Here is a 25746-nt window from a genome sequence, read left to right as displayed (position 1 = left end):
GAGCACCGCCCGCCCCTTCTTCACGCGCCGTAGTGGAGGTGGGCCGCCCAGAGGGTGGGCGTGTGGGGGTGCTCCGCGCGGCGGGCGCGTACCGCTTCGTGGAGGGCGCGGGCGGCGCCCGAGGCGTCGCCGAGGGTGTGGCCGCTCGCCACCCCGGCGTAGAACGCGTCGGCGATCTCCGCCGCCTCCTCGTCGTCGACCGGCCACAGGGTGCCGATCACATGCCGGAAGCCCGCCGAGTGGAAGGCGCCGGCGATGTGCAGGGCCTCGTCGGCGAGCGCCTCGTGCCCGCGCACGGTGTCGCAGGCCGAGAGATACGCCAACTCGGCCCGTTCCAGGCGCAGTCGGGCGATGTCCGCCGTGCTCAGCGGCCGCCTCTCGTGGTCGTACAGCAGCAGCTCTCCGCCGGCGGAGGCGGTGGCGGGGCTGACCGCGTGGCAGGCGATATGGGCCCAGGTGTGATCGGGCAACGCCGACAGCACCGCGCCGTGCCGAGCCTGGGCGCCCGACAGGGCCTGGGCGACCGGCAGCCGTTCGGCCAGGCGTTCCAACTCGTAGTCCACGCGGGGCAGTTGGGGCACGCCCGGGGCATCGCGCAGCGCGACCGCCAGCAGGGAACGTTCCCCGACCACCGGCCTGGCGCGGGCCCACAGCAGCTCGCGGACGGTGGTGGCATAGGAGGAGACGACGCGGTCCAGCGTGCTGGCGCCCGGGGTGTCGGGCAGCCCGGCGGCGTGCAGCGGGAAGGCCGCCAGTGGCCCGGTTGGAATCCACCACATCCGGGGCGGCGGCTGCCCCTCGGGCGGCGGGCCGGTGAGGCCGAGCGCGGTCAGGACCGGTTCGGCCACCGCCTCCCACAGCCAGCCGAGGATCGCGACGACCTCCCGTTGGGCCGCCGCCTGCTCCGCCAACGGCAGCGCGGTGTCGCCGGCGCGTCGCACGTTCTCGGCGAAGTCCCGGGCGGTGCCGAGCAGTTCCGCGTAGTGAACGTCCGGCAGCGGAACGGACCACACCCGGCCGTCCTGGACGAGCAGCGCGTCGCTGCCGAGGCCGCTGACGTTGACGAGTGCGACGGGCCCGTGCGGGGCGGCGGCGCGCGCCAACTCCTCGGGTGCCGGCGGGCGCAGGAAGCCGGCGAAGCCCGGCAGCCGGCGCACGGCCTCGGCCAGGGCGTCCCGCTGGGCGGCCAGCGCGTGCCGGTCCTCCCCCGCCAGCGGCGCCCCGCCGGCACCGCCGCCGACAACACCGCCGCCGGGTGAGAGGAACGAGGCGTCCTCGGGGCGGTCCAGCGCGCGGCACATTTGCTGGTAGCGGTCGGCGAGTTCGGGGTACGCGGCGCGCAGCTCGGTCAGGTCGTCGCGGGCGTCGATGGCCTGGCCGATCAGCACGCCCCGGCCGTGTTCCAGCAGCCGCAGCGCGGCGCCCGGGTCCGCGTCCAGGACGCGGAGCGCGCAGGCGGCGGCGTCCCGCGCGAGCCCGGCGAACCGCGCCAACAGCCGCTGCCGGTCGGCCCGGGGCAGGGACGGCGTGGCGGTGCGGGGCAGCAGTTCGGTGGCGAGGCCGAACGCGGCCAGCGCGTCCCTGCCGGCGGCGGCCGACGCCTCGCCGGTGCTGGTCATAGCGGTCATCAGCCGGGCCGCCGCGCACTGCCGCGCCGCCCACACCCGCTGGCTGGTCGGCGCCGCGACATCGACGGCGAGCGCGGCGAGATCGCGCACCGTCTCGTCGTGATCGTCACCGAACCGACCGGGAACGCCGGTGGTCACATCGCGTAGGAATCTGACCGAGGCGAGGAAGAGCCGGTTGGCACTGTGCTGCCTGTGGCCCCGGGGGGTCGCGGCGGCGGCCTCCTCGGCGGCGCGAACGGCGGCCCGCAGCAGGTCGAGGCTGGCGCGGGAGAGGTGGTCCGGCAGCTCGGGCGGCGGGGTCAAAGAGAGGTTGACGTCGACGGTGTGGTCGATGCCGGCGGACCGATCGAACTCCAGCCGCGTCAACTGGGCGTGGACGCCGAGGCGTTCCACCCGGTTCGGGTGCCGCTCCGGGGTCGCGGCCAGCGCCCTGCGCGAGGCGGCCACGCCCTCGGCGAGGTCGGCGGCCTCCCGCCGGAGCAGGTAGAGCGACATCAGCACCACGCTGAGATTGGACTGGTAACGCGCCCACAGCGGGTCGGACGGCGGGGTGGCGGCCAGCGCCTCCCGGGCCAGTTCGGCGGCGGTGACCAGGTCCTCGGGGTCGTCGCCGTCGACGAGGCCGTGGCGCAGGCGCAGCGCCTCGGCGAGGTTGGAGGCGGCGGCAGCGGCCGACGCCGCCTCGCCCGCCGCCCGCCCGGCGCGCAGCGCGCGGGTCAGCGTGTCCACGGACTCGTCGAGCGCGGAGGAGTCGCCGAGGGCGGAGCCCTTCTTCGACAGTGCGATGCCCAGCGAGTTCAGGCGGGACACCAGGATCGCGTCGGCCGGCCCGGTGGCGTCCAGCGCGGCGCGGATCTCGGCGATGCCCTCGTCGAGGTCGTCGGTCCGGGTGGCGACGTCCCAGCGGACGAAGAGCGCGCCGGCGAGGTTGGCGCGCAGCGCGGGCACCATGCGGTGGCCGGCCGGCACGACGGCCAGCGCCTCGCGGAGCCGGTCCACGGCCTCGTCGATGTCGGCCCGCTCGCTGAACGCCTCGTAGCGGGACCACCGGCACTTGCCCAGACCGTTCAACGCGGCGGCCCGCACCTCGGCGACGGGCTCCGTGCGCAGCACCAGCGTGAAGAGCACCTCCGCCGCGTCGAGGTGGCGCGGGTCGTGCGTGGCGTCGAAGCGCTCGTGCAGGGCCTCGGCCCGGCCGATGGCATCGATCTCCTCGGCGCTGGCGACGCCGCCCCGCTCCGTCGGCCCCGGCGACGCGGCACCCACGGAGAAGTGCGCGACCGGCTCCCCGCCCAACGCGGCGATGACCCCCATCAGCGCGACGGGGTCGCTGGTGCCGGCGAAATTGACGGGCCGCCGCAGCGCGATGTTCCGCAGCTCCTCGACGTCGCGCTCGTTCGGCCTGCCGCCGAACATCATGGTGGCCACCAGCAGCCGCGTCTGCGGCAGTTCGTCGTCCCCGCCCCCGCGCGGCCGACCCCGACGGCGCCGCCACCGGCCGAACATCTCCCACCCCCAGAGCCCCGGAAGGTAACCCGCCGCCGGAGACGGCGCGTTCACGGCCCGACTATCATTCCATCACCTGCCGTGATCGGGGAGGGGGAACAGCGGGTGGCCGGAACCACGGCGTCGAACGGCGAAGACCCGGCGTCCACGCGGACGACACTCGGCCGGATCTGCGCCGAGCTGGAGCAGATCCGCGCCCTCACCACGGCCGCAGGGGCGGGCGGCGAAGCGGAACGCGTCCTCGCCGCGCTGCGCGAGGGCGGCGACATCGCGGCCGCCGAGCGCGAACTCCACCGCCTGCTGCGCCGCGCCGGCATCGCCGGCGGCCTGACCGGCATCACCCGGGGCGCGGGCATCGGCGGCATCCCGCCCACGCCCGGCCACCCGACGGGCCCGGCCGCGCTGGTCTGCCCCGTCGGCCGCTGCCCCCGCGCGGTGCTGCTCGACGACCCGCCCGAGGTGCCGCGCCACTGCCGACTCCACGCCCTCCCCCTGCGGCACCTCCCCCCGCCGACATGAACGCCCTGCTGTCGGAGTTGGGCAAGACCCTCGTCACCCGCTGGCTCAGCTACCTGGTGCCGACGGGGCTGCTCTTCCTGGGCGCCGCTGGAACGGGCGCGGTCCTGGGCCATGCCCGCTGGTACGACCTGCCGGCGGTCATCGACCGGATCGACGAACTGGCGGCCAGCCCCGACGAGCGGTCCCTCGGCGCCGCCCTGGCCGTGGCCGCCGGCACCGTGCTCCTCGCCACCGGCGCCGGGCTCCTGGTCCGGGCGCTGGGCGGCGCGGTCGACCGGCTCTGGCTGGGGAGTTGGCCGCGCGGCCTGGGCCGGCTGGCGACGCGGCTCCGCGAACGTCGAGCGGCCCGTTGGGCGGCGGCGGACGAACGGGCCAGGGAGGCGTGGCGCCGGCACGCCGCGACCCGCGCCGCCCTCCCGCCGGGCGGCGCGGGACCGGACGACGCTGAGCCGGCGCGGCGCGTCGCGGAACGGGACCGGATCTGCCTGGTCCCGCCCCGGCGCCCCACCTGGATCGGCGACCGCGTCGACGCGGCGGACCGGCGCGTCCTCACCGCCTACGGCCTGGACCTGGCGGCGGCCTGGCCCCGGCTGTGGCTGCTGGTGCCCGAGGAGACCCGCGCGGAACTCCGCACCGCGCGCCGGAGTTACGACGCGGCCGCCCAACTCGTCGCCTGGTCGCTGCTGTATCTGGCGCTGGCCGCCTGGTGGTGGCCGGCGCTGCTGGTCGCCGCGACCACGTTCACGGTCGGCATCCGCCGGGGCCGGGCGGCGATGGACGCGTTCTGCGCGCTGGCCGAGTCGGCGGTCGACCTCCACGCCCGCGACCTGGCCACGGCCCTCGGCCTCCCCTACGAGGGGCCGCTCCGCGCCCCCACCGGCCGGCGGATAACCCACCACCTGCGGAAGGACATCTGAAAAAGGGTGGGTGGGTGGGAACAAGAACAGCAACCCCAACGGCGCCGCACACACCAACCCACCCCGGGCCCGCGCAGCGTCGCCCCGACGGCGCCGCACAGACACAGCGCCGCCGGGCCATCGCGCCAGCGAAAGGGGCGGGCGGGTGGGGCGGAGAACCCGTCACCCAGGCGGAGCCGCCGCCGCCACCAACCCCAGCTCCGCCCGGTGCGCCAGCAACGGATGCGCGGGCAGCACCCGCACCGTGTAGCCGAACGGCCCCGGCCGGTTGAGGGTCAGCTCGCCCTCGAAGGTCCAGCGCCCCGCCAGGTCGGGTCCGCCGGTGGCCTTCAGCGGGACGTAGCCGGGCTCGGCCAGCGTGTCGTCGCCGTCGACCCGGCCGGTGACGGCCTGCACCTCGACGGCCGACGGCTCCAGGCCGCCCAGCGCGACCCGCACCCGCAGCGACACCGAACCGCCCAGCGTCGGCGGCTCGTTGCCCGGTTCGACGTGTTCGACGGCGACGCCGGGCCACTCGTGGGTGACGCGTTCGGCGAAGGCGGCCAGCTCGCCGGCGGCCTCGGCCGTCATCGCCCGGTGGGCGGCGGCGGCCGGCGCGTAGTAGCCGGTGATGTACTCGCGCAGCATCCGTTCGGCGAGCACCCGGGGCGCCAGCCGGTCCAGGGTGGCGCGGACCATCTCCAGCCAACGCCCGGGCAGCCCGGCCCCGTTGACGCCCCGGTCGTAGAAGCAGGGCGCGACCTGCTGCTCCAGCAGGGTGTAGAGCGCGGCGGCCTCGATGGCGTCGCGGCGTTCGGGCTCGGCGGCGGCGACCCCGTCGGCGGTGGGGATCTCCCAGCCGAAGTCCGGGTCGAACCACTCGTCCCACCAGCCGTCCCGCACCGAGAGGTTGAGGCAGCCGTTGAGCGCGGCCTTCATCCCCGAGGTGCCGCACGCCTCCAGCGGGCGCAGCGGGTTGTTGAGCCAGACGTCGCAGCCGGCGTAGAGGGAACGGGCCATGCCCATGCCGTAGTCGGGCAGGAAGACGATCCGGTGGCGGACCGCCGGGTCGTCGGCGAAGCGGACCAGCTCCTGGATGAGGCGCTTGCCGCCGTCGTCGGCGGGGTGGGCCTTGCCGGCGACGACGATCTGCACGGGCCGTTCGGGGTGCAGCAGCAGCGCCTTGAGCCGGTCGGGGTCCTGGAGCATCAGCGTCAGCCGCTTGTAGGAGGGGACGCGGCGGGCGAAGCCCAGGGTGAGGACGTCGGGGTCGAACACCTCGTCGACCCAGCCGAGTTCGGCCTGCCCGGCGCCGCGCTGGCGCCAGGAGGCGCGCAGCCGGGCCCGCACGTCGTGCACCAGCTGTTCGCGCAGCGAGCGGCGCAGCTCCCACAGCTCGGTGTCGCTGCGGCTGCCCTCGGCGAGCCTGCGGGTGGCGTCGGCGGTCCAGGTGGGCGCGTGCACCCCGTTGGTGACCGAGCCGATCGGCGCCTCCTCGGCGTCGAACCCGGGCCACAGGCCGGCGAACATGCCCCGGCTGACGTGCCCGTGCAGGGTGGAGACGCCGTTGCAGCGCTGCGCGGTGCGCAGGCCGAGCACGGCCATGTTGAACGGGGCCGGCTCGCCCTCGCGGACCGGCTGCCCGCCGGGGGCGGCCGCGCCCAGCGGCTCGCGGCCCAGGCCGAGGAGCGCCTGGAGGTCGAGCGAGGCCAGCTCGCCGCCCTCGCCGAAGTGGCGGGCGACCAGGTCCTCGGCGAACCGGTCGATGCCGGCCGGGACGGGGGTGTGGGTGGTGAAGATGGTGCCGGCCCGCACGGCGCGGAGCGCGGCGTCGAAGCCGATGCCCAGCTCGCCCAGCTCCCGCACCCGTTCGGGGCCGAGGAAGCCGGCGTGGCCCTCGTTCATGTGGAACACCTCGGGCTCGGCGTGCCCGGTGAGGCGGCAGAAGGCGCGCACCGCGCGCATCCCGCCGATGCCCAGCAGCATCTCCTGGAGGAGGCGGTGTTCGCTGCCGCCGCCGTAGAGCCGGTCGGTGACGTCGCGTTCGGCAGGGCCGTTCTCGGCGACGGAGGAGTCGAGGAGCAGCAGCGGCACCCGGCCGACCTGGACCTGCCAGATCTGCGCGGTGAGGGTGCGCCCGCCGGGGAGGGCGAGGCTGACCCGGGCGCGGCTGCCGTCGGCCTCCAGGAGCGGGGTGAGCGGCAGCTCGTGCGGGTCGATGACGGGGTAGTGCTCCTGCTGCCAGCCGTCAGGGGAGAGGCTCTGCCGGAAGTAGCCGTGCCGGTAGAGGAGCCCGACGCCGATCAGGGGGGCGCCCAGGTCGCTGGCGGCCTTGAGGTGGTCGCCGGCGAGGATGCCGAGGCCGCCGGAGTACTGCGGGAGCGCGGGGGTGATGCCGAACTCCGGGGAGAAGTAGGCGATGGCGCGGGGCAGTTCGCCGCCGGCGCGGGCGTCGGTCTGCTGGTACCAGCGGGGTTCGGTGAGGTAGTCGCGCAGGTCCTCGACGGCCACGCCGAGGCGGCGCAGGAAGCCGCGGTCGGCGGCGAGCGCGGCGAGCCGGCCGGCGGTGACGGTGCCGAGGAGTCGCACCGGGTCCTCGCCGCCGGACGTCCAGCCGTCGGGGTCGACGGACCGCAGCAGGTCGCGGGTCTCGGGGTGCCAGGACCAGCGGAGGTTGCGGGCCAGTTCCTGGAGGGGTCGGAGGGGTTCGGGAAGGACGGGACGTACGGAGAAGCGACGGATGGCCTTCACCCCTCGACCGTAGCCGGGCCCCGGGGGCGGTCGCGGCGGATTCCGGCTGATTCAGCTGGATCGCCGCCGACAACCACCCCCGGGGACCAGCCGGGTGCGCGGCTGCGGGCTCGCCTCGGGCCGGTCAGCCGGCCTCGACGGGTGCGGTGCCGGCCGCGCCCTCCGGCTCGTCGGCCTCGTCGGCCCCGGTGGTGGCGGGCGCGCCGATCGGCTCGTCCTCCGGCAGGATGCGTTCGGCCAGCTCCCGGGTGGGCCGGAGCGTGCCGTCGGCGATCTCGGCCGCGTAGTGGCAGGCCACCCGGTGCCCGTCGGCCAGTTCGACGAGGGCGGGCCGTTCGGTGTCGCAGCGCTCCGGCTGCCGCCAGGGGCAGCGGGTGTGGAAGCGGCAGCCGGTCGGCGGATTGGCCGGGGACGGCAGGTCGCCCTGGAGCAGGATGCGTTCCCTGGTGTCCTCCACCTCGGGGTCGGGCACCGGCACCGCCGACATCAACGCCCGGGTGTAGGGGTGGCGGGGCTCGGCGTAGAGCTGGTCGCTGGGCGCCTCCTCGACGAGCGCGCCCAGGTACATCACGCCGATGACGTCGGAGATGTGCCGGACCACGGCCAGGTCGTGGGCGATCACCAGATAGGTGAGGCCCAGGGAGTCCTGGAGTTCCTCCAGCAGGTTGATGACCTGGGCCTGGATGGAGACGTCCAGCGCGGAGACCGGCTCGTCGCAGATGATCAGGTCGGGTTCCAGGACCAGGGCCCTGGCGATGCCGATGCGCTGCCGCTGCCCGCCGGAGAACTCGTGCGGGTAGCGGGAGAGCGCGTCGGCCGGCAGCCCGACCTTCTCCAGGACCTCGACGATCCGGGCGCGGCGCTCGGCGCGGTCGGCGCCGATGCCGTGCGCGGCCATGCCCTCGGCGAGGATCGACTCGATGTTCTGCCGGGGGTTGAGGCTGCCCAGCGGGTCCTGGAAGACCATCTGGAGGCGGCGCCGGGAGCGGCGCATCTCCTCGGCGGGCAGCGCCGCCAGGTCGGTCCCGTCGAAGACGACCTGCCCCGAGGTGATGTCGTTGAGCCGCAGCACGGCCCGGCCCAGGGTGGTCTTGCCGCAGCCGGACTCGCCGACCAGGCCGTAGGTCTGGCCGGCCTCGATGGTGAGCGAGACGCCGTCGACGGCGTAGACGTGCCCGACCAGGCGGTCGAAGAACACCCCGCGCCTGACCGGGAAGTGGACCTTGACCTCGTTCAGTTCCAGCAGGCTCATTCGGAGGTCTCCTCCTTCGGTGCGGTCTTCGGCGCGGCCTTCGCCGTGGCCTTCGCCGTGGCGGCCTCGGTCGGCGGATCGCCGCCGGCCCCGACCTCGGCGAGGGTGGTGACGGCCAGCGGCTCGCGCACCGGGTTGACGCAGCGCACCTGGTGGCCGGCGGCAGCGTCGGAACCGTCCGAACCTTCCGAACCGTGCAACGGGCCCAGCTCCGGCGCCCCCTGGAGGCAGTCGAGGGTGTAGAAGTCGCAGCGGGGCGCGAAGGCGCAGCCGTCGGACCAGGCGATCTGGTCGTTGATGGAGCCGCGCACGGGGTTGAGCGGCTGGCCGCGCGGGGCGTCGAGCCGGGGGATGGAGTTGAGCAGCCCGTGCGCGTAGGGGTGGGCCGGCTCGGCGAAGAGCGTGCGCCGGTCGGCGGACTCAACGACCTTGCCGGCATAGAGCACGTTGACCTCGTCGCAGAGCCCGGCGACCACGCCCAGGTCGTGGGTGATCATCAGCAGCGCGGTGCCCTGCTGGTCGACCAACTCCTTGAGGAGTTCCAGGATCTGGGCCTGGATGGTGACGTCCAGCGCGGTGGTCGGCTCGTCGGCGATCAGCAGCCGGGGCGCGCAGGCCACCGCCATGGCGATCAACGCGCGTTGCCGCATCCCGCCGGAGAGCTGGTGCGGGTACTCCTTGAGCCGCCGCCTAGGGTCGGGGATGCCGACCCGGTCGAGCAGCGTCGCCGCCTCGTCGCGCGCGGCCTGGCCGCGCAGCCCCCGGTGCCGGCTGAGGATCTCGGTGACCTGGACGCCGATGGGGACGACCGGGTTGAGGGAGGAGAGCGGGTCCTGGAAGATCATCGCCAGCTGGGTGCCGCGCAGGTCGCGCAGCCGGGACGGCGACAGCGACAGCAGGTCGGTGCCCCGGTAGTCGGCGCGGCCCTCGACGCGCACGCCCTTGGCGGGCAGCAGGCCCATCAGGGCGAGCGAGGTGACGCTCTTGCCGCAGCCCGACTCGCCGACCAGGCCGACGACCTGTCCCTCGTCCACGTCGAAGGAGACGCCGGAGACGGCGGTGGTCGCGCGGCGGCCGTGCCCCGCGAAGGTGACCTTCAGTTCGTCCACGGAAAGCAGGGGCATGGGATCAGCTCCGCAGTTTCGGGTCGAGTGCTTCCCGCATGGCCTCGCCCAGCAGGGTGAAGCCGAGGGCGGTGACGATGATGCCGAGGGCCGGGCAGATCGCCATGAACGGTGCCTCGTCGAAGAACCGTTCGGCCTGCGCCAGCATCACGCCCCACTCGGGTTGCGCCGCGTCGGGGTTGCCCAGGCCCAGATAGGACAGGGCGGCGGCCTCGATGATGGCCGTGGCCAGGGCCAGCGTGGACTGTACGATGACCGGGCCCAGCGAGTTGGGCAGCACATGGCCCAGCACCACGCGCCGCCGGCGCACGCCGAGCGCGCGGGCGGCCAGCACGTAGTCCGCGTTGGCCTGGGCGAGCATCGAGCCGCGCAGCAGCCGCGCGAAGATCGGCACCTGCACCACGCCCACCGCGATCATCACCGTGGTGAGGCTCTGCCCCATCACGGCGGCGATGCTCACCGCCAGCAGCAGCGAGGGCATCGCCAGCATCATGTCGATGAACCGCATCAGCACGGTGTCGAGCCGCTGCCCGGCCCGGCCGCCGAACGAGAGGGCCGCGCCGGAGACGCCGCCGATCAGCGCGCCGAGGGCGAAGCCGAGCACGGTGGAGACGACGCCGACGAGCAGCGTCTGTCGGGCGCCCACCAGCATCCGGGACAGCTGGTCGCGGCCCAGGTGGTCCAGGCCGAGCCAGTTCTCGCCCCGGGGCCCGACGAACTCGCCCCGGTTGGTGAAGACCTCGTTCCGCCAGAGCTGGGCGGTCGGGTTGTGCGGCGCGATCCACGGCCCGATCAGCGCGATGATCACGAAGACGGCCATGATGCCGACGCCGATCAGCGCCATCTTGCTGTTCCGCAGCCGGCGGAACGCCTCGACCCACAGGCTGCCGCCGGTCACCGTCTCGCGCTGCGCGGTGAGTTCGGCCAGCCGGTCGATCTTCTCGGTCTTGGTGGCCATCAGTTCACCCGCACTCTCGGGTCGATCAGCCCGTAGGTGAGATCGACCAGCAGGTTGATCAGCACATAGACCAGGGCGATGAAGAGGATGAAGCCCATCAGCACGGGATAGTCACGGTCGGAGATCGCCTGCCGGATGAAGCTGCCGATCCCGCCGAAGGAGAACGCGGACTCCGTCAGCACGGCCCCGGAGAGCAGGCTTCCGGTGACCAGGCCCACGGTGGTGACGACCGGCAGCAGCGCGTTGCGCAGCACGTGCCGGCCGCGCACCACGCTCTTGCGCAGGCCCTTGGACTCGGCGGTGCGGACGTAGTCCTCGCTGAGCACTTCGAGGACGCTGGCCCGGGTGATCCGCACGACCACGGCGAGCGGGATGGAGGCGAGCGCCAGGCCGGGCAGGATCAGGTGTTGGACGGCGTCCCAGGAGGCGTCGAACTCGCCGGTCAACAGGCCGTCCAGGACGGCGAACCCGGTGACGTCGGTGGCGTCGATGCCGGTGGTGAGCCGGCCGCCGCTGGGCAGCCAGCCCAGGTTCACGGCGAAGATCGAGCGCAGGATCATCGCGAGGAAGAAGACGGGAACGCAGATCCCCACCAGCGAGCCGGAGACGGCCGTGACATCCAGCCAGCTGCCCCGGCGGCGGGCCGCGAAGTAGCCGAGGGGGATGCCGATGACGACGGCGAACACCAGGGCGGTGAGGCCGAGTTCGACGGTGGCGGGAAAGCGCAGGGTGAACTCCTCCCAGACCGGCTGGCCGGTCTTGATGGAGTTACCGAGGTCGAGCTGGAGCAGCCGGCGCAACCACCGGCCGTACTGGACCCACAGCGGCTCGTCGAGACCGAGTTGCTCCTCGATCTGGCGGCGGGCCGCCTCGTTGCCGCGCTCGCCGAGCAGCGCCCAGGCGGGGCCACCGGGCAGCCGGTGAATCCAGATGAACAGGAGGACCGTCAGGCCGAACAGCGTGGGTATCAGCTGCAACAGCCTGCGGACGACGAGACGGAGCACCGAGGGGCTCCCCTTTCTTTCTCATCTCCACGGGGGAAGCGCGCCGCCCGGCCACGGGTCCCGTGGCCGGGCGGCTGGGCGAACGAACCCCGAGCCCGCTGGGGCTACTTGAAGGAAACCTCGGCGAAGTTCTCCTGGGTCAGCGGGGAGACCGTCGGCGGGTTGACATCGGGCGAGAACGCGATGGACGGCGGCGAGCTGGAGATCGGCACGCCGGGCAGGAACTCCATGATCGCCTCGTTGGCCTCCTGGTAGAGGGCCTCGCGGGCGGCGACGTCCGGCTCCTGGCGGACCTCCGTCAGCAGGTCGAAGATCTCCTCGTTCTCGAAGCCCCACTCCTGCTGGTAGCCGTCGAACCAGGTGCCGAGGAAGTTGTAGGCCTCGTTGAAGTCACCGGTCCAGCCGAGCAGATAGATGTCGCAGCCGCCGGACCTGGTGGCCTCCTGGTAGTCCGGGTTCCAGGTGAGCGGCCTGGGCTCGACGGTGACGCCCACCGCCTCCAGGTCGGCGCGGAGCAGCTCGTAGATGTCGGCGGGCGCCGGCATGTACGGGCGGGTCACCTCGGTCGGGTAGCAGAACTCCACGGTCAGGTCCTCGGCGCCGGCCTCGGCGAGCAGCTGCTGCGCCAGCTCGGGGTCGTGCTCGTAGGTCTGCACGTTCTCCGAGTAGCCGGCGACCGTGTCCGGGATGAACTGGGTGGCCTGCACGCCGCCTTCGGGCAGCTGGGTGTCGACGATGTTCTGCCGGTCCAGGGCGTGCGCGATGGCCTGGCGGACCGGGAGCTCCGCAAGCGCGGGCTGCTTGTCCTGGGTGATGCCCAGGTAGAGGATGTTGAAGACGCCACGGACCGGGACCTGGAAGCCCTCGTCCTCCAGCGTCCGCACGTCCGCCGGGGCGACGAGGTCGAAGCCGTGGATGTCGCCGGCCTGGAGCGCCTGACGGCGGGCCGACTCCTCGGGGATGGTGCGGAAGACGAGTTCGTCGACGCCGGGCTTGGTCTCGCCCCAGTAGTCGTCGAACGCCTCCAGCGTCACCTCGCCGTTGCCCTTGTTCCACTCGGTGATGCGGAACGGGCCGGTGCCGGCGAGGTCGCCCGCCTCCTGGCTGTAGGCGGGGAAGGTGATGTCCTCGCCCTCGCCGCTGGGGTTGTCGGCGGCGTACGCCTCAAGGGACTTGGGCGAGTGCATGGCGAACGCCTGGAGCGAGAAGCCGCCGGGGTAGTTGGCGGACGGCTCGGCCACGGTGATGGTGGCGGTCAGCTCGTCGGGGGCCTCGCAGCCCACGTAGTTGGGCTCGGGGGTGTCCTCGCTCTCGTTCTCGGCGAAGCCGCCGAAGACGGTCTGGTAGTAGTACGAGAGCGTGGTGTTCTGGTAGGTGCCGGCCCAGTTGTACCAGCGGTCGAAGTTCTGGCAGACGACCTCGCCCGTCAGCGCCTCGCCGTCGTGGAAGGTGACGCCCTCCTGGAGCTGGAACGTCCACTCGGTGCCCTCCTCGTTGGAGGACCACTCCCTGGCCAGCCCGGGCACCAGCTCGGTGCCGCCCGGCTCGTGCTCCAGCAGCGTCTCGAAGGCCTGCCGGGTCACGCGGAAGGTCTCGCCGTCGCTGCCCAACGCGGGGTCGAGGGCCGCCGGGTCACCCGCGGCGCCGAAGACGAACACCTCCGAGTCGCCGCCGGATTCTTCGTTGTCGCGGTCGCTCGCGCAGCCGCTGGCGATCAGTCCGATCGCCAGGGCGGCCACGAACATCCTCGCGGCGCGGGGTCTTGCTATGCGCATTGATCCACCTCAGAGGGTCGGGGCGGTGGTGAAGGGGTAGTGGTCTAGGCCCTGTCCGGTGGAGGGCACATTACTGCGCGGGAATTTGGCTGTGAACATCGTCAAGCCCGGCGATACCGAGCTGAGACTTGGCGCGTAAACCGCACAAAAGGCGCAGTTCAGCCGGAAGTTCGACGCCCCGGCGGCGGGCGCGGCCGAAAGTTTTTCACCAGGCGCGGCAACCTCGCGCCGCCCGGCGGCCACCGGGAGGTGTCCATTGGAGTTCCCCCACACCGAGGAGTCCCTCGTGCCTTCCCCTCATCGCGCACGATCAACACGGCGCCGAAGGACGTTGCTGGCCGCCGCCCTCACCGGCGTGCTGGCGGCCGGCGGCGTCACCGCTCTGGCGCAGGCCAGCGACGAGACCGAGGCCGGTGGCGCGGCCGAAGCGGCGGCGGACCGGAGCCCGGGCGGGCTCGGCCGGGGCCTGGTCAGCGTCGGCGGCGACCAGGGCAACCTGGTGAGCTGGCGTTCGCTGGCCGCCGACCCGGAGGACGTGGCGTTCCACCTCTACCGGGACGGCACCCGGATCACCGAGGAGCCGCTGACCGGGGTCACCAACTACCTGGACGAGGGCGCGCCTTCGGACGCCAGCTACTCCCTGGCCACGGTCGCCGACGGCGTGGAGACCATGGCCGCCGACGAGGCCCTGGCGATGCCGCGGGCGCAGACCGACATCCCGCTGGACCGGCCGTCGGACGGGCACCACCCCAACGACGCCTCGGTCGGCGACCTCAACGGGGACGGCGAGCTGGACCTCGTCCTCAAGTGGGAGCCGGACAACGCCAAGGACAACTCGCAGTCGGGCGTGACCGACAACGTCTATCTGGACGGCATCACGCTCGACGGGGAGCGGCTGTGGCGGATCGACCTCGGCCCCAACATCCGCGCCGGCGCGCACTACACGCAGTTCCAGGTGTACGACTACGACGGCGACGGCGCGGCCGAGGTGGCCGTGAAGACGGCCGACGGCACCGTGGACGGCGAGGGCACCGTCATCGGCGACGCGGGCGCCGACCACCGCAACTCCGGCGGCTACATCCTGGCCGGCCCCGAGTTCCTGACGATGTTCAACGGCGCGACGGGCGCGGCCGTGGACACCGTGGACTACGCACCGCCGCGCGGCAACGTCGCGGACTGGGGCGACGACTACGGCAACCGCGTGGACCGCTTCCTGGCCGGCACCGCCCACCTCGGCGGCGACGGCGAGAACCCGTCGGTGGTGATGGCGCGCGGCTACTACACCCGTTCCACGCTGGCCGCCTGGGACTTCGACGGCCAGTCGCTGACCCAGCGCTGGTACTTCGACAGCGACGAGGCGGGCAACCAGTACGCCGGGCAGGGTTCGCACAGCCTGTCCGTCGGCGACGTCGACCTCGACGGCAACGACGAGATCGTCTACGGCGCGATGGCCGTCGACGACGACGGCAGCCCGATGTGGTCCACCGGCACCGGGCACGGCGACGCCCAGCACCTGGGCGACTTCGACCCGACCAACGAGGGCCTGGAGTACTTCAAGGTCTCCGAGTCCAGCAGCCAGCCGTCCTCGCTGCTGATCGACCCGGCCAACGGCGAGGTCCAGTGGGAGACCGAAGCGGGCGCCGACAACGGGCGCGGCGTCGCGGGCGACATCTGGGCGGACAACCCGGGCGCCGAGTTCTGGTCCAGCTCGGTCGGCGGGCTGCGGAACCTCGCGGGCGACGAGATAGGGCCCAAGCCCTCCAGCACCAACTTCCTGGTCTGGTGGGACGGTGACGCCACCCGCGAACTGCTGGACGGCACCCACATCGACAAGTACAGCCCCGAGGGCGACGAGCGGCTGCTGACCGCCGAGGGCGTCTCGTCCAACAACGGCACCAAGGCCACCCCGGTCCTGTCGGCCGACATTCTGGGCGACTGGCGCGAGGAGGTCATCTGGCGCACCTCGGACAACAACGCGCTACGGATCTACTCCACCGACATCCCCACGGACCTGACGTTCCCCTCGCTGATGGAGGACCGCCAGTACCGGACCGGCGTCGCGTGGCAGAACACCGCCTACAACCAGCCCCCGCACCCCAGCTTCGCGCTGGACGCGGCGGCGGCCGACGCCCGGACCCAGGCGAGCACGGAAACGGGCGCCTCGGCCGTCGACTGGCCGGAGGCCACCGAGGAGATCGAGGTCAACGAGACCATCGAGGTGGACGGCGACTTCGACGGCGGCAACGCCCGCTACGTCCCGGGCCCCGGGCTGGGCGACGGCGGGCAGGGCGAGGACCAGCTGCCGGTCTTCGAGGTGGCCGAGGGCGGCTCGCTCAACGACGTGATCATCGGCTCGCCCGGCGCCGACGGCGTGCACTGCGCGGGCAGCTGCGCGCTGAACCGCGTCTGGTGGGAGGACATCGGCGAGGACGCCGCCACGTTCCGGGGCGGCGAGGGCTCGACGTTCACCGTCTCGGGCGGGGCCGCGCGCGGCGGCGACGACAAGGTGTTCCAGCACAACGGCGGCGGCGAACTGACCGTCACCGACTTCGCCGCCGAGGACTTCACCACCCTCTACCGCTCGTGCGGCAACTGCTCCAGCCAGTACCAGCGCTCGGTGGTGCTGGACGGCGTCGAGGTGACCGCGCCGGCCTCCCGGCTGGTGGGGATCAACGAGAACTACGGCGACACCGCCACCCTCCGCGCCATCACGGTCATCGGCGACGACGGGGACCTGGTGCCCTGTCAGCGGTACATCGGCAACGACTCGGGCGACGAGCCGGAGGAGTCAGGCGACGGGCCCGACGGGACGTACTGCCGCTACTCGGAGTCCGACATCTCCTACCAGTGACCCGGCCGCGACCGCCCGCGCGGCCCCCGGCGCGTTACCCCGGGTAAACCGGGGGAATGTGCCCCGGGCCCGTTCGCGGAATCGCTCCCACGCCGGCCCCCGCCTGTTTCCCGCAGGTGGGGGCCGGTTTTTTCACGTTCGGTGAAGGGCGTCCCGTGGGCGCGTCTCCCACGTTTTGTCGCAGCTCTTGTCGCATGTTTCGTCGCACGTTTCGCCCCGGCCTTTGTTCCGCCCGCAATGCCACCCCGTGTAGCCGACATCAACTGATCTTCGGGCCAGTTCCCAGAGATTTAACGAGTGGATACGCGCCGGTCATCGAAGAGCGGATTGTTCGGGCCCCCAGGGTGGGCAGGCTTGCCACACGGCACCCCCCACACGAGTGAACGCGCACCGGAGCGGCCATGCCCGAAACCCGCCATTCAGCGGTCCAGCAGATACAAAGGACGAAGTTCCCTCCCGGCGAGGGAAAAAGCCCGCCCCCGACGCATCCAGGTGATCCCCACATGATCGGTCGTATCCCTGTCCTTGACGTCCAGCCGCGCGTTGACTGCGGGCGCCGCCCCGTCAAGGCCGTCCCGGGCGAGACCTTCCTGGTCTCGGCGACCGTCTTCCGCGAGGGACCCGACGCGGTCGGGGCCAACGTCGTGCTGCGCGACCCGGGCGGGCGCGGCGGCCCCTGGCTGCCGATGCGCGAACTCCAGCCGGGGCTCGACCGCTGGGGCGCCGAGGTGACCCCGGACCGCGAGGGCCGCTGGACGTTCGCCGTCGAGGCGTGGGGCGACCCGGTCACCAGCTGGCGGCAGCGGGCCGCCATCAAGGTCCCGGCCGGCGTCGACGTGGAGCTGACCCTGCTGGAGGGCGCGGAGCTGCTGCGGCGCGCGGCGACCGGCGTGCCCAAGAACGACGGGCGCGAGGCGGTGCTGCTGGCGGCCGACACGCTGGTGGACGCCGAACTGCCGCCGGCCACCCGGCTGGCGGCGGCGCAGTCGGCCGAGGTCGTCGAGGTGTTGACGGCCCATCCGCTGCGCGAACTGGTCAGCGCCTCGCGGCCGATGCCGCTGGTGGTGGAGCGGGAGCGGGCGCTCTTCGGCTCCTGGTACGAGATGTTCCCGCGCTCCGAGGGCGCCCGGGTGCGCCCGCACCAGCCGCCGGTCTCCGGCACGTTCCGCACGGCGGCCGAACGGCTGCCCGCCATCGCGCAGATGGGCTTCGACGTGGTCTATCTGCCGCCGGTCCACCCGATCGGCACGGCGTTCCGCAAGGGGCGCGGGGGCGCGCTGTCGGCGCGCACCGACGACGTGGGCTCCCCCTGGGCGATCGGCTCGCCGGACGGCGGGCACGACGCGGTCCACCCGGACCTGGGCACCCTGGACGACTTCGACGCCTTCGTGGCGCGGGCCAGGGAGCTGGAGTTGGAGGTGGCGCTGGACTTCGCGCTCCAGTGCAGCCCGGACCACCCGTGGGTGAAGGAGCACCCGGAGTGGTTCGCGCGGCGCGCCGACGGCACGATCGCGTTCGCCGAGAACCCGCCGAAGAAGTACCAGGACATCTACCCGATCTCCTTCGAGCAGGACTTCCGTGGCCTGGTCACGGAGACGCTGCGCGTTCTCCGGTTCTGGATGGCGCACGGCGTGCGGATCTTCCGGGTGGACAACCCGCACACCAAGCCGGTGGTGTTCTGGGAGAAGGTGATCACGGAGATCAACAGGACCGATCCGGACGTGCTTTTCCTGGCCGAGGCGTTCACCCGGCCGGCGATGATGCACACGCTGGCGCAGATCGGTTTCCAGCAGTCCTACACGTATTTCACCTGGCGCAACACGAAGGAGGAACTCACCGAGTACCTCACGGAACTCAGCGGTCCCGCCGCCTCGTATATGCGGCCCAACTTCTTCGTGAACACGCCGGACATCCTGCACGCCTATCTCCAGGAGGGCGGCCGGCCGGCGTTCCAGACCAGGGCCGTGCTGGCGGCGACGCTCTCCCCCACCTGGGGCATGTACGCCGGCTACGAGCTGTGCGAGAACGCGCCGGCGGCGCCCGGCAGCGAGGAGTACGCCGACTCGGAGAAGTACCAGCTGCGCCCCCGCGACTGGGCCGGCGCGGAGGAGCGGGGGGAGAGCATCACGGGGCTCGTCTCGTTGCTCAACGCGCTCCGGCGGCGCCACCCCGCGCTGCGGCAGCTTCGGAATCTTCACTTTCACCGCACGAACAACGAGCACATCCTGGCCTACTCCAAGCGGACGCGGACACCTCAGGCCGACTGCGTGCTGATCGTGGTCAACCTCGATCCACACCACACCCACGAAGCGACGGTCTCGTTGGATATGGAGCAACTCCAGGGGTGCGGCCTCACGCCCGCGCAGGAAGGTGGCGCCGAGCCCTTCCCGGTGTGCGACCAGCTCACCGGGACGACCTACTACTGGGGCAGGGACAACTATGTGCGGCTTGAGCCGGGCCGTGCGGATGCGTACGCCTCGTCAGCTCACATCTTGGCCCTGCGACCGTCCTCACAGACCGGAGGGTCACCCAACGATGAGCGTCAATGAGCCGGTCCTCGACACCTTCGAGGACACGCCAGCCCGCGACCGTGATCCCGAGTGGTTCAAGCGCGCGGTCTTCTACGAGGTCCTCGTCCGCTCCTTCCAGGACAGCAACGGTGACGGTGTCGGTGATCTGAAGGGGATCACCGCGAGGCTTGACTACCTTCAGTGGCTCGGCGTGGACTGCCTGTGGCTGCCGCCCTTCTTCAAGTCCCCGCTGCGCGACGGCGGATACGACGTCTCCGACTACACCGACGTGCTGCCCGAGTTCGGTGACCTGGCGGACTTCGTGGAGTTCGTGGACGCCGCACACCAGCGGGGGATGCGGGTCATCATCGACTTCGTGATGAACCACACCAGCGATCAGCACCGCTGGTTCCAGGAGTCCCGCCGGGACCCCGAAGGACCCTACGGCGACTACTACGTCTGGGCCGACGACGACAAGGGGTACGGGGACGCCCGGATCATCTTCGTCGACACCGAGTCCTCCAACTGGGCCTTCGACCCGGTCCGCAAGCAGTACTACTTCCACCGGTTCTTCTCCCACCAGCCGGACCTCAACTACGAGTCCCCGGCGGTCCAGGAGGAGATGATCTCGGCGCTCAAGTTCTGGCTGGACCTGGGCATCGACGGGTTCCGGCTGGACGCGGTGCCCTACCTCTACGCGGAGGAGGGCACCAACTGCGAAAACCTTCCTGCCACCCACGCGTTCCTCAGGCGGGTGCGCGCGGAGATCGACGCCCACTACCCCGACACCGTGCTGCTCGCCGAGGCCAACCAGTGGCCGGAGGACGTCGTCGACTACTTCGGCGACTACGACAAGGGCGGCGACGAGTGCCACATGGCGTTCCACTTCCCGGTGATGCCACGGATCTTCATGGCCGTGCGCCGCGAGTCCCGCTATCCGGTCTCGGAAATCCTCGCCAAGACCCCGCAGATCCCCGCCGGCTGCCAGTGGGGGATCTTCCTGCGGAACCACGACGAGCTGACCCTGGAGATGGTCACCGACGAGGAACGCGACTACATGTACGCGGAGTACGCCAAGGACCCGCGGATGCGTGCCAACATCGGCATCCGGCGGCGGCTGGCCTCGCTCCTCGACAACGACCGCAACCAGATCGAGCTGTTCACGGCGCTGCTGCTGTCGCTGCCCGGCTCGCCGATCCTGTACTACGGCGACGAGATCGGGATGGGCGACAACATCTGGCTCGGCGACCGGGACGCGGTCCGCACCCCGATGCAGTGGACGCCGGACCGCAACGCCGGCTTCTCGTCCTGCGATCCGGGGCGGCTCTTCCTGCCGACGATCATGGACCCGGTCTACGGGTACCAGGTGACCAACGTCGAGGCGGCGATGAGTTCCCCGGCCTCGCTGCTGCACTGGACGCGGCGGATGGTGGAGATCCGCAAGCAGAACCCGGCGTTCGGGCTCGGCAGCTACACCGAGCTGCCGTCGTCCAACCCGGCGGTGCTCGCGTATCTGCGGGAGCACGGCGACGACCTGGTGATGTGCGTCAACAACTTCTCCCGGTTCTCGCAGCCGACCGAGCTGGATCTGAGGCCCTGGACGGGCCGGGTGCCGGTGGAGCTGATCGGCGGGGTGCGGTTCCCGCCCATCGGTGAACTCCCGTATCTGCTGACCCTGGCGGGTCACGGTTTCTACTGGTTTCGGCTGCGTAAAGCCTCCGAGTCATAAGGCGTAGAAGGGCGCCGGACGGGCTTACCCCCAGCCTGCTGGGGGAAGCCTTTCCCTGGCAGGGCATTGGCCAGGGCCTACCGTTGAGTGAGGGCCCGATGTGGGGCCCTCACCCGCACGGTCGTTCCTGCACGACACGTCCCGCACGACCAGGCAACTCAGGCCTCAATCCGGGACACTTCGTGACATATCTCATGCCCGGGGAAAGGACGACATGTCGGATAGTTCCGCCCCCCGGACCGCTCAGGCATCCGTCTCCCAAGGCCAGGCGCGCGCCCAGCAGGCACAGGGCAGCGCGCTGTTGCGTTCCCTCACCGGGCTGCTCGCCAACTGGCTTCCCGAACAACGCTGGTTCGCCGGCAAGGGCCGCCCCATCGGGGAGCTGACGCTGATCTCGGCGACCGAGCTGCTGCCCTGCGGCAGCTCAGGCCCCGGCCCTGGGCTGCTCCATCTGCTGGTGCGCGCCGGCGCACGACCGGCGCGCGACGACGCGTCCGCGCCGGCGGGCGCCGGGCACGCCGCGCCCCCGACGGGCGACTGCTACCAACTGCTGCTGGGCGTGCGGCCCGCGCTGCCCGACGCGCTCCACCCGGCCCTCGTCGGCCGCCCCACCGAGGGGCCGCTACGCGGGCGCGCGGTCTACGAGGCGCTCCACGACCCGCGGTTGGCCGGGCTGCTGCTGGAGCGGCTGCGCACCCCGGGCCGGCTGGGCTGCCTCTCCTTCGGCCGCGCCCAGGGGACCGTGATCCCCTCGGGCCTGCCGGCCCGGGTGCTCACCGGCGAACAGACCAACTCCTCCGTGGTCTTCGGCGACGCCCACATCCTCAAGCTCTTCCGCCGGGTCTCCCCCGGCATCAACCCGGACCTGGAACTGCCGCGCGCGCTGGCCGGCGCCGGCTGCGCCCGGGTGCCGGCGCCGGCCGCCTGGTTCGAGGCCATCCTGCCCGACGCCCCCGACGAGCCGCTGACCCTGGGCGTGCTCCAGCCGTTCCTCGCCGGCTCGACCGACGGCTGGCAGCTCGCCCAGCGCTCGCTCGCCGAGCGCACCGACTTCACCCCGGCCGCGCACGCGCTGGGCCGGGCGACGGCCGAGGTGCACGCGGCGCTCGCCGAGGCGCTGCCCACCGACCTGCTCACCGGGCGCCGCCTGGAGGGCCTGGCGCTGGGCATGATCGAACGGCTCGACCACGCCGTCGAGGCGGTCTCCGCGCTGCGCCCCTACCGCGAGGGCCTGCGCCGGGGCTACACCGCGCTGGCCGACCACGCCGCGCGCGGCGGACGGGCGCGGGTCCAGCGGCTCCACGGCGACCTGCACCTGGGCCAGGTGCTCACCGCCGACCGGCCGGGGCAGCCGGCGGGCACCCACTGGACGGTGATCGACTTCGAGGGCGAGCCGGCCAGGCCGCTGGCCGACCGCAGGGAGCCGGGGCCGCCGGTGCGCGACGTGGCGGGGATGCTGCGGTCCTTCGACTACGCGGCCTGCCAGCACCGGGTGCGCGGGCGCGCCGGCGCGGCCGAGTGGTCGCGCGCCAACCGGGCGGCGTTCTGCGCCGGCTACGCGGCGGCCGGCGGCGAGAACCCGCTGGCCGAGCGGGAGCTGCTGCTGGCCTACGAGACGGACAAGGCGATCTACGAGGTGCTCTACGAGGCGCGGCACCGGCCGTCCTGGCTGCCGGTGCCGATGATGGCCATCCGGCGGCTGGCCGAGGCCGACGCCTGACCCCGCCGGCCGTCGCGCTCCCCTCGTTCCTTCCGTACCGCGCGTTCCGCCCCGTTCCGCCCGCTCCCGCCCCCAACGGCCGCCCGCCGCAAAGGAGATCCCCACCGTGAAGCTCTCGGCCCAGGACCGCGCCCTGTTGCTCGACGGGGCGCACTACGACCCGCACGCGCTGTTGGGGGCGCATCCGGTCGAGGGCGGGACCCTCGTGCGCGCCCTGCGCCCGCTCGCGCGCCGGGTCGCGGTGCGCGCCGGCGGCGTCGACGTTCCGTTGGAAGACCTGGGCGACGGGTTCTTCGCCGGGCTGCTCGCGGGCCCGGCGCCCGAGGCGTACCAGCTGGTGGTCGCCTACCCGGACGGCACCGAGGTGGTGGCGGACGACCCGTACCGCTTCCTGCCCGCGCTCGGCGAACTCGATCTGCACCTGATCGCCGAGGGCCGGCACGAGCGGCTGTGGGAGGCACTGGGCGCCTGCCCGATGACCCACCAGGGCGTGGCCGGCACCCGGTTCACCGTCTGGGCGCCCAACGCGCGCGGGGTGCGCGTCACCGGCGACTTCACTCACTGGGACCCGACCCAGCTGCCCATGCGCTCGCTCGGCTCCAGCGGCGTGTGGGAGCTGTTCGTGCCCGGCGTGGACGCCGGCGCGCTCTACAAGTACGACGTGCTCGGCGCCGACGGCGCGCACTCCCTGCGCGCCGACCCCCTCGCGCGCCGTACCGAGTGCCCCCCGGCCAACGCCTCGATCGTGCACCGCAGCGACTATGTCTGGGGCGACGCCGACTGGCTGGCCGCCCGCGCGAAGCGCCCGGCGCACGCAGCGCCGCTCTCGATCTACGAGCTGCACCCCGCCTCCTGGCGGCCAGGGCTCGGCTACCGCGAGCTGGCCGAGCAACTCCCCGCCTACGTAAGGGACCTGGGCTTCACCCATGTCGAGCTGATGCCGCCGGCCGAGCACCCCTTCGGCGGCTCCTGGGGCTACCAGGTGACCGGCTACTACGCCCCCACCGCCAGGCTCGGCGGCCCCGACGACTTCAAGCACCTGGTGGACGCCCTCCACCGGGCCGGGATCGGGGTGTTGATCGACTGGGTGCCGGCGCACTTCCCCAAGGACGAGTGGGCGCTGGCCAGGTTCGACGGCACCCCCTGCTACGAGCACCCCGACCCGCGCCGCGCCGAGCACCCGGACTGGGGCACGCTGGAGTTCGACTACGGCCGCCGCGAGGTGCGGAACTTCCTGGTGGCGAACGCCGTTTACTGGTGCGAGGAGTACCACGTGGACGGGCTGCGGGTGGACGCGGTGGCCTCCATGCTCTACCTGGACTACAGCCGCGAGGACGGCCAGTGGCTGCCCAACGCGCACGGCGGCCGGGAGAACCTGGACGCGGTCGCGTTCCTCCAGGAGATGAACGCCACGGTCTACCGCCGCTGCCCCGGCGTGATCACCGTCGCCGAGGAGTCAACCGCCTGGGACGGCGTCACCCGGGCAACGGACCACGGCGGTCTCGGCTTCGGCTTCAAGTGGAACATGGGCTGGATGCACGACACCCTGCTCTACCTGGGCGAGGACCCGGTGCACCGGGCCTGGCACCACCACCGGATGACGTTCGCCATGCACTACGCCTACTCGGAGAACTACGTCCTGCCCATCTCGCACGACGAGGTGGTGCACGGCAAGGGCGCGCTGGTCTCCAAGACGCCGGGCGACTGGTGGCGCCGCCGGGCCGACGTGCGGGCCTATCTGGCGTTCATGTGGTCCCACCCGGGCAAGCAACTCCTGTTCATGGGACAGGAGTTCGCCCAGGGCGCCGAGTGGTCGGAGGCCGAGGGCCCGCAGTGGTGGGTGCTCGCCGACGACTATGTCGCCGCCGGCGACCACCGGGGCGTGCGCGACCTGGTGCGCGACCTCAACGCGCGCTACCGCGCCACCCCCGCGCTCTGGGAGCGCGACACCGACCCGGGCGGCTTCGCCTGGGTCACCGCCGACGCGGCGACCGACAACGTGCTGGCGTTCCTCCGGTTCGCCGCCGACGGCTCCCCGCTGCTGGCCGTCAGCAACTTCTCCGCCGTGGTCCGCCACGGCTACCGGCTCGGGGTGCCGGGCCTCGCCGACGCCTGGCGGGAGGTCCTCAACACCGACGAACTCCGCTACGGCGGCGGCGGGGTCACCAACCCCGAGCCGCTCAAGGCCGAGACGGCACCGAGCCACGGCCGGCCCGCCAGCGTCACCCCGACGCTGCCGCCGCTGGCCACGGTCTGGCTCGTCCCGGCCTGAGCCGGCCGTCTCCGGGTTCGGTCAGACGGACTCGCGGTAGTACGGGTCGACGACCGTGCCCGCGCGGCGCTCCTCGTCCCAGGCGTAGACCTCGCGGCCCTCGACGAAGACCCGCAGCGCGCGGCTCATCACGTCCAGCGGGTCGCCGGACCAGATCACCACGTCGCCGTCCAGGCCGGGGCGGAGCGCGCCCACCCGGTCGTCCAGGCCCAGGATGGCCGCCGGGTTGGTGGTGATGGTGGCCAGCGCCCGGTCCCGGTCCAGGCCCTCCTTGACGCTCAACGTGACCTGGTGGACCAGGAAGTTGATCGGGATCACCGGGTGGTCCGTGGTGATCGCGACCCGCACCCCGGCCCGGTCCAGGATGCCCGGGTTGGCCAACGTCCGCTGCCGCACCTCGACCTTGGAGCGCGTGGTGAACAGCGGCCCGCTGATCACCGGGATGTCGCGCCGGGCGATCTCGTCGGCCAGCAGATGGGCCTCGGTGCCGTGGTTGATCACCAGCCGGTAGCCGAACTCGTCGGCCAGCCGGATCGCGGTGGCGATGTCGTCGGCGCGGTGGGTGTGCTGGCACCACGGCAGCTCGCCGTCCAACACCCGCGCCAGCACCTCAAGCGTCAGGTCCCGCTCGAACGGCTCCCCGTCCGCCTCGGCGCGCGCCCGGCGCGCGCGGTAGGCGTCGGCCCGCGTCAACGCGTCCCTGATCACGGCCGCGACGCCCTGCCGGGTCGAGGGCAGCTGCTTCTTCTCGCCGTAGACCCGCTTCGGGTTCTCGCCCAACGCGCTCTTGACGCTGACCGGTTGCCGCACCAGCATCTCGTCGACCGTGCGGCCCCAGCACTTGACGGCGACGGTCTGGCCGCCGATCGGGTTCCCCGAGCCCGGCTTGATCACCGCGCTGGTGACGCCGCCGGCGAGCGCGTCGGCGAAGCCCTGGTCGGCCGGGTTGATGGCGTCCAACGCCCGCATCCGGGCGCCGACCGGGTCGGTCATCTCGTTGGTGTCGTCGCCGGCCCAGCCCTCGCCCTCCTCGTGCACCCCGATGTGGCCGTGCGCCTCGACGAAGCCCGGCAGCACCCAGCGGCCCGAGGCGTCCACCACCCGCACCCCGTCCGGCACCGCCACCTCGGCGTCCGGCCCCACGGCCGCGATCCTCCCGTCAACCACCAGCACCGTGCCGCCCGTTATCGGTTCGCCGTCCACCGGCACCACGTAACCGGACCTGATCGCTATGTCCACACCTCTGTTCAT

At 72.7% G+C, this 25746-nt stretch carries 15 protein-coding genes and 1 pseudogene; 8 read left to right on the top strand and 8 right to left on the bottom strand.

The window, feature by feature from the left end:
• Nucleotides 1–20 precede the first annotated feature (20 nt).
• Nucleotides 21–3188, bottom strand: a complete 3168-nt coding sequence (locus FH609_RS17955; protein ID WP_139668789.1) for a CHAT domain-containing protein — start codon at nucleotides 3186–3188, stop codon at nucleotides 21–23.
• A 27-nt stretch (nucleotides 3189–3215) separates the two neighbouring features.
• Between FH609_RS17955 and FH609_RS17950 the strand changes: the two genes are divergently transcribed.
• On the top strand, nucleotides 3216–3653 hold the full coding sequence (locus tag FH609_RS17950; RefSeq protein ID WP_139668787.1) for a hypothetical protein: 438 nt from the start codon (nucleotides 3216–3218) through the stop codon (nucleotides 3651–3653).
• The gene (locus tag FH609_RS17945) at nucleotides 3650–4570 is read left to right on the top strand and encodes a hypothetical protein (protein WP_139668785.1); all 921 of its coding nucleotides are present in this window, start codon (nucleotides 3650–3652) and stop codon (nucleotides 4568–4570) included. The genes FH609_RS17950 and FH609_RS17945 overlap by 4 nt, the downstream gene beginning before the upstream one ends.
• A gap of 162 nt (nucleotides 4571–4732) precedes the next feature.
• On the opposite strand, the gene glgP is transcribed toward FH609_RS17945, so the two are convergent.
• The 6 genes from glgP to FH609_RS17915 all read right to left on the bottom strand — a co-directional run bounded on the left by glgP (nucleotide 4733) and on the right by FH609_RS17915 (nucleotide 13413).
• Complete coding sequence (gene glgP, locus FH609_RS17940; RefSeq protein ID WP_139668783.1) at nucleotides 4733–7300, bottom strand: alpha-glucan family phosphorylase; 2568 nt, start codon at nucleotides 7298–7300, stop codon at nucleotides 4733–4735.
• 124 nt (nucleotides 7301–7424) lie between these two features.
• Nucleotides 7425–8552: an ABC transporter ATP-binding protein gene (locus tag FH609_RS17935; protein WP_139668781.1), complete on the bottom strand. Its 1128-nt coding sequence runs from the start codon at nucleotides 8550–8552 to the stop codon at nucleotides 7425–7427.
• On the bottom strand, nucleotides 8549–9676 hold the full coding sequence (locus tag FH609_RS17930) for an ABC transporter ATP-binding protein (RefSeq protein WP_139668779.1): 1128 nt from the start codon (nucleotides 9674–9676) through the stop codon (nucleotides 8549–8551). The genes FH609_RS17935 and FH609_RS17930 overlap by 4 nt, the downstream gene beginning before the upstream one ends.
• A 4-nt stretch (nucleotides 9677–9680) precedes the next feature.
• Entirely contained in the window at nucleotides 9681–10634 is a 954-nt protein-coding gene (locus tag FH609_RS17925) for an ABC transporter permease (RefSeq protein ID WP_139668777.1), read from the bottom strand.
• The gene (locus tag FH609_RS17920; RefSeq protein ID WP_122184952.1) at nucleotides 10634–11638 is read right to left on the bottom strand and encodes an ABC transporter permease; all 1005 of its coding nucleotides are present in this window, start codon (nucleotides 11636–11638) and stop codon (nucleotides 10634–10636) included. The genes FH609_RS17925 and FH609_RS17920 overlap by 1 nt, the downstream gene beginning before the upstream one ends.
• Before the next feature lie 104 nt (nucleotides 11639–11742).
• A complete protein-coding gene (locus FH609_RS17915) occupies nucleotides 11743–13413 on the bottom strand; it encodes an ABC transporter substrate-binding protein (protein WP_139668775.1) in 1671 nt (556 codons plus the stop codon).
• A gap of 286 nt (nucleotides 13414–13699) precedes the next feature.
• Between FH609_RS17915 and FH609_RS17910 the strand changes: the two are divergent.
• From FH609_RS17910 to glgB, 6 genes and pseudogenes are all read left to right on the top strand, one after another.
• A pseudogene (locus tag FH609_RS17910) lies at nucleotides 13700–15523 on the top strand (rhamnogalacturonan lyase); the annotation flags it as partial.
• Nucleotides 15521–16264, top strand: a complete 744-nt coding sequence (locus FH609_RS31730) for a pectate lyase (RefSeq protein ID WP_226961787.1) — start codon at nucleotides 15521–15523, stop codon at nucleotides 16262–16264. The pseudogene FH609_RS17910 and the gene FH609_RS31730, both read left to right, overlap by 3 nt.
• A gap of 503 nt (nucleotides 16265–16767) precedes the next feature.
• Nucleotides 16768–18813 (top strand): alpha-1,4-glucan--maltose-1-phosphate maltosyltransferase, encoded by a 2046-nt coding sequence (locus tag FH609_RS17905; RefSeq protein WP_139668771.1) that lies wholly within the window; start codon nucleotides 16768–16770, stop codon nucleotides 18811–18813.
• A complete protein-coding gene (treS, locus tag FH609_RS17900; protein WP_139668770.1) occupies nucleotides 18800–20503 on the top strand; it encodes a maltose alpha-D-glucosyltransferase in 1704 nt (567 codons plus the stop codon). Before FH609_RS17905 ends, treS begins: the two co-directional genes overlap by 14 nt.
• A gap of 214 nt (nucleotides 20504–20717) precedes the next feature.
• Nucleotides 20718–22223, top strand: coding sequence for a maltokinase N-terminal cap-like domain-containing protein (locus tag FH609_RS17895; protein WP_139668768.1), 1506 nt, complete (start codon nucleotides 20718–20720; stop codon nucleotides 22221–22223).
• A 97-nt stretch (nucleotides 22224–22320) separates the two neighbouring features.
• A complete protein-coding gene (gene glgB / locus FH609_RS17890) occupies nucleotides 22321–24495 on the top strand; it encodes a 1,4-alpha-glucan branching enzyme (RefSeq protein ID WP_139668766.1) in 2175 nt (724 codons plus the stop codon).
• Between the two features lie 21 nt (nucleotides 24496–24516).
• On the opposite strand, the gene FH609_RS17885 is transcribed toward glgB, so the two are convergent.
• Nucleotides 24517–25746 carry an amidohydrolase gene (locus FH609_RS17885; protein ID WP_226961770.1) on the bottom strand — a complete coding sequence of 410 codons (1230 nt, stop codon included), beginning with the start codon at nucleotides 25744–25746 and terminating at the stop codon, nucleotides 24517–24519.

It is taken from the genome of Streptomyces sp. 3MP-14 (assembly GCF_006334905.2).
Classification (GTDB): domain Bacteria; phylum Actinomycetota; class Actinomycetes; order Streptomycetales; family Streptomycetaceae; genus Streptomyces; species Streptomyces triticirhizae.
Note: the sequence above shows the minus strand (reverse complement) of the source record. Positions and strands in the feature narration are given on the sequence as shown.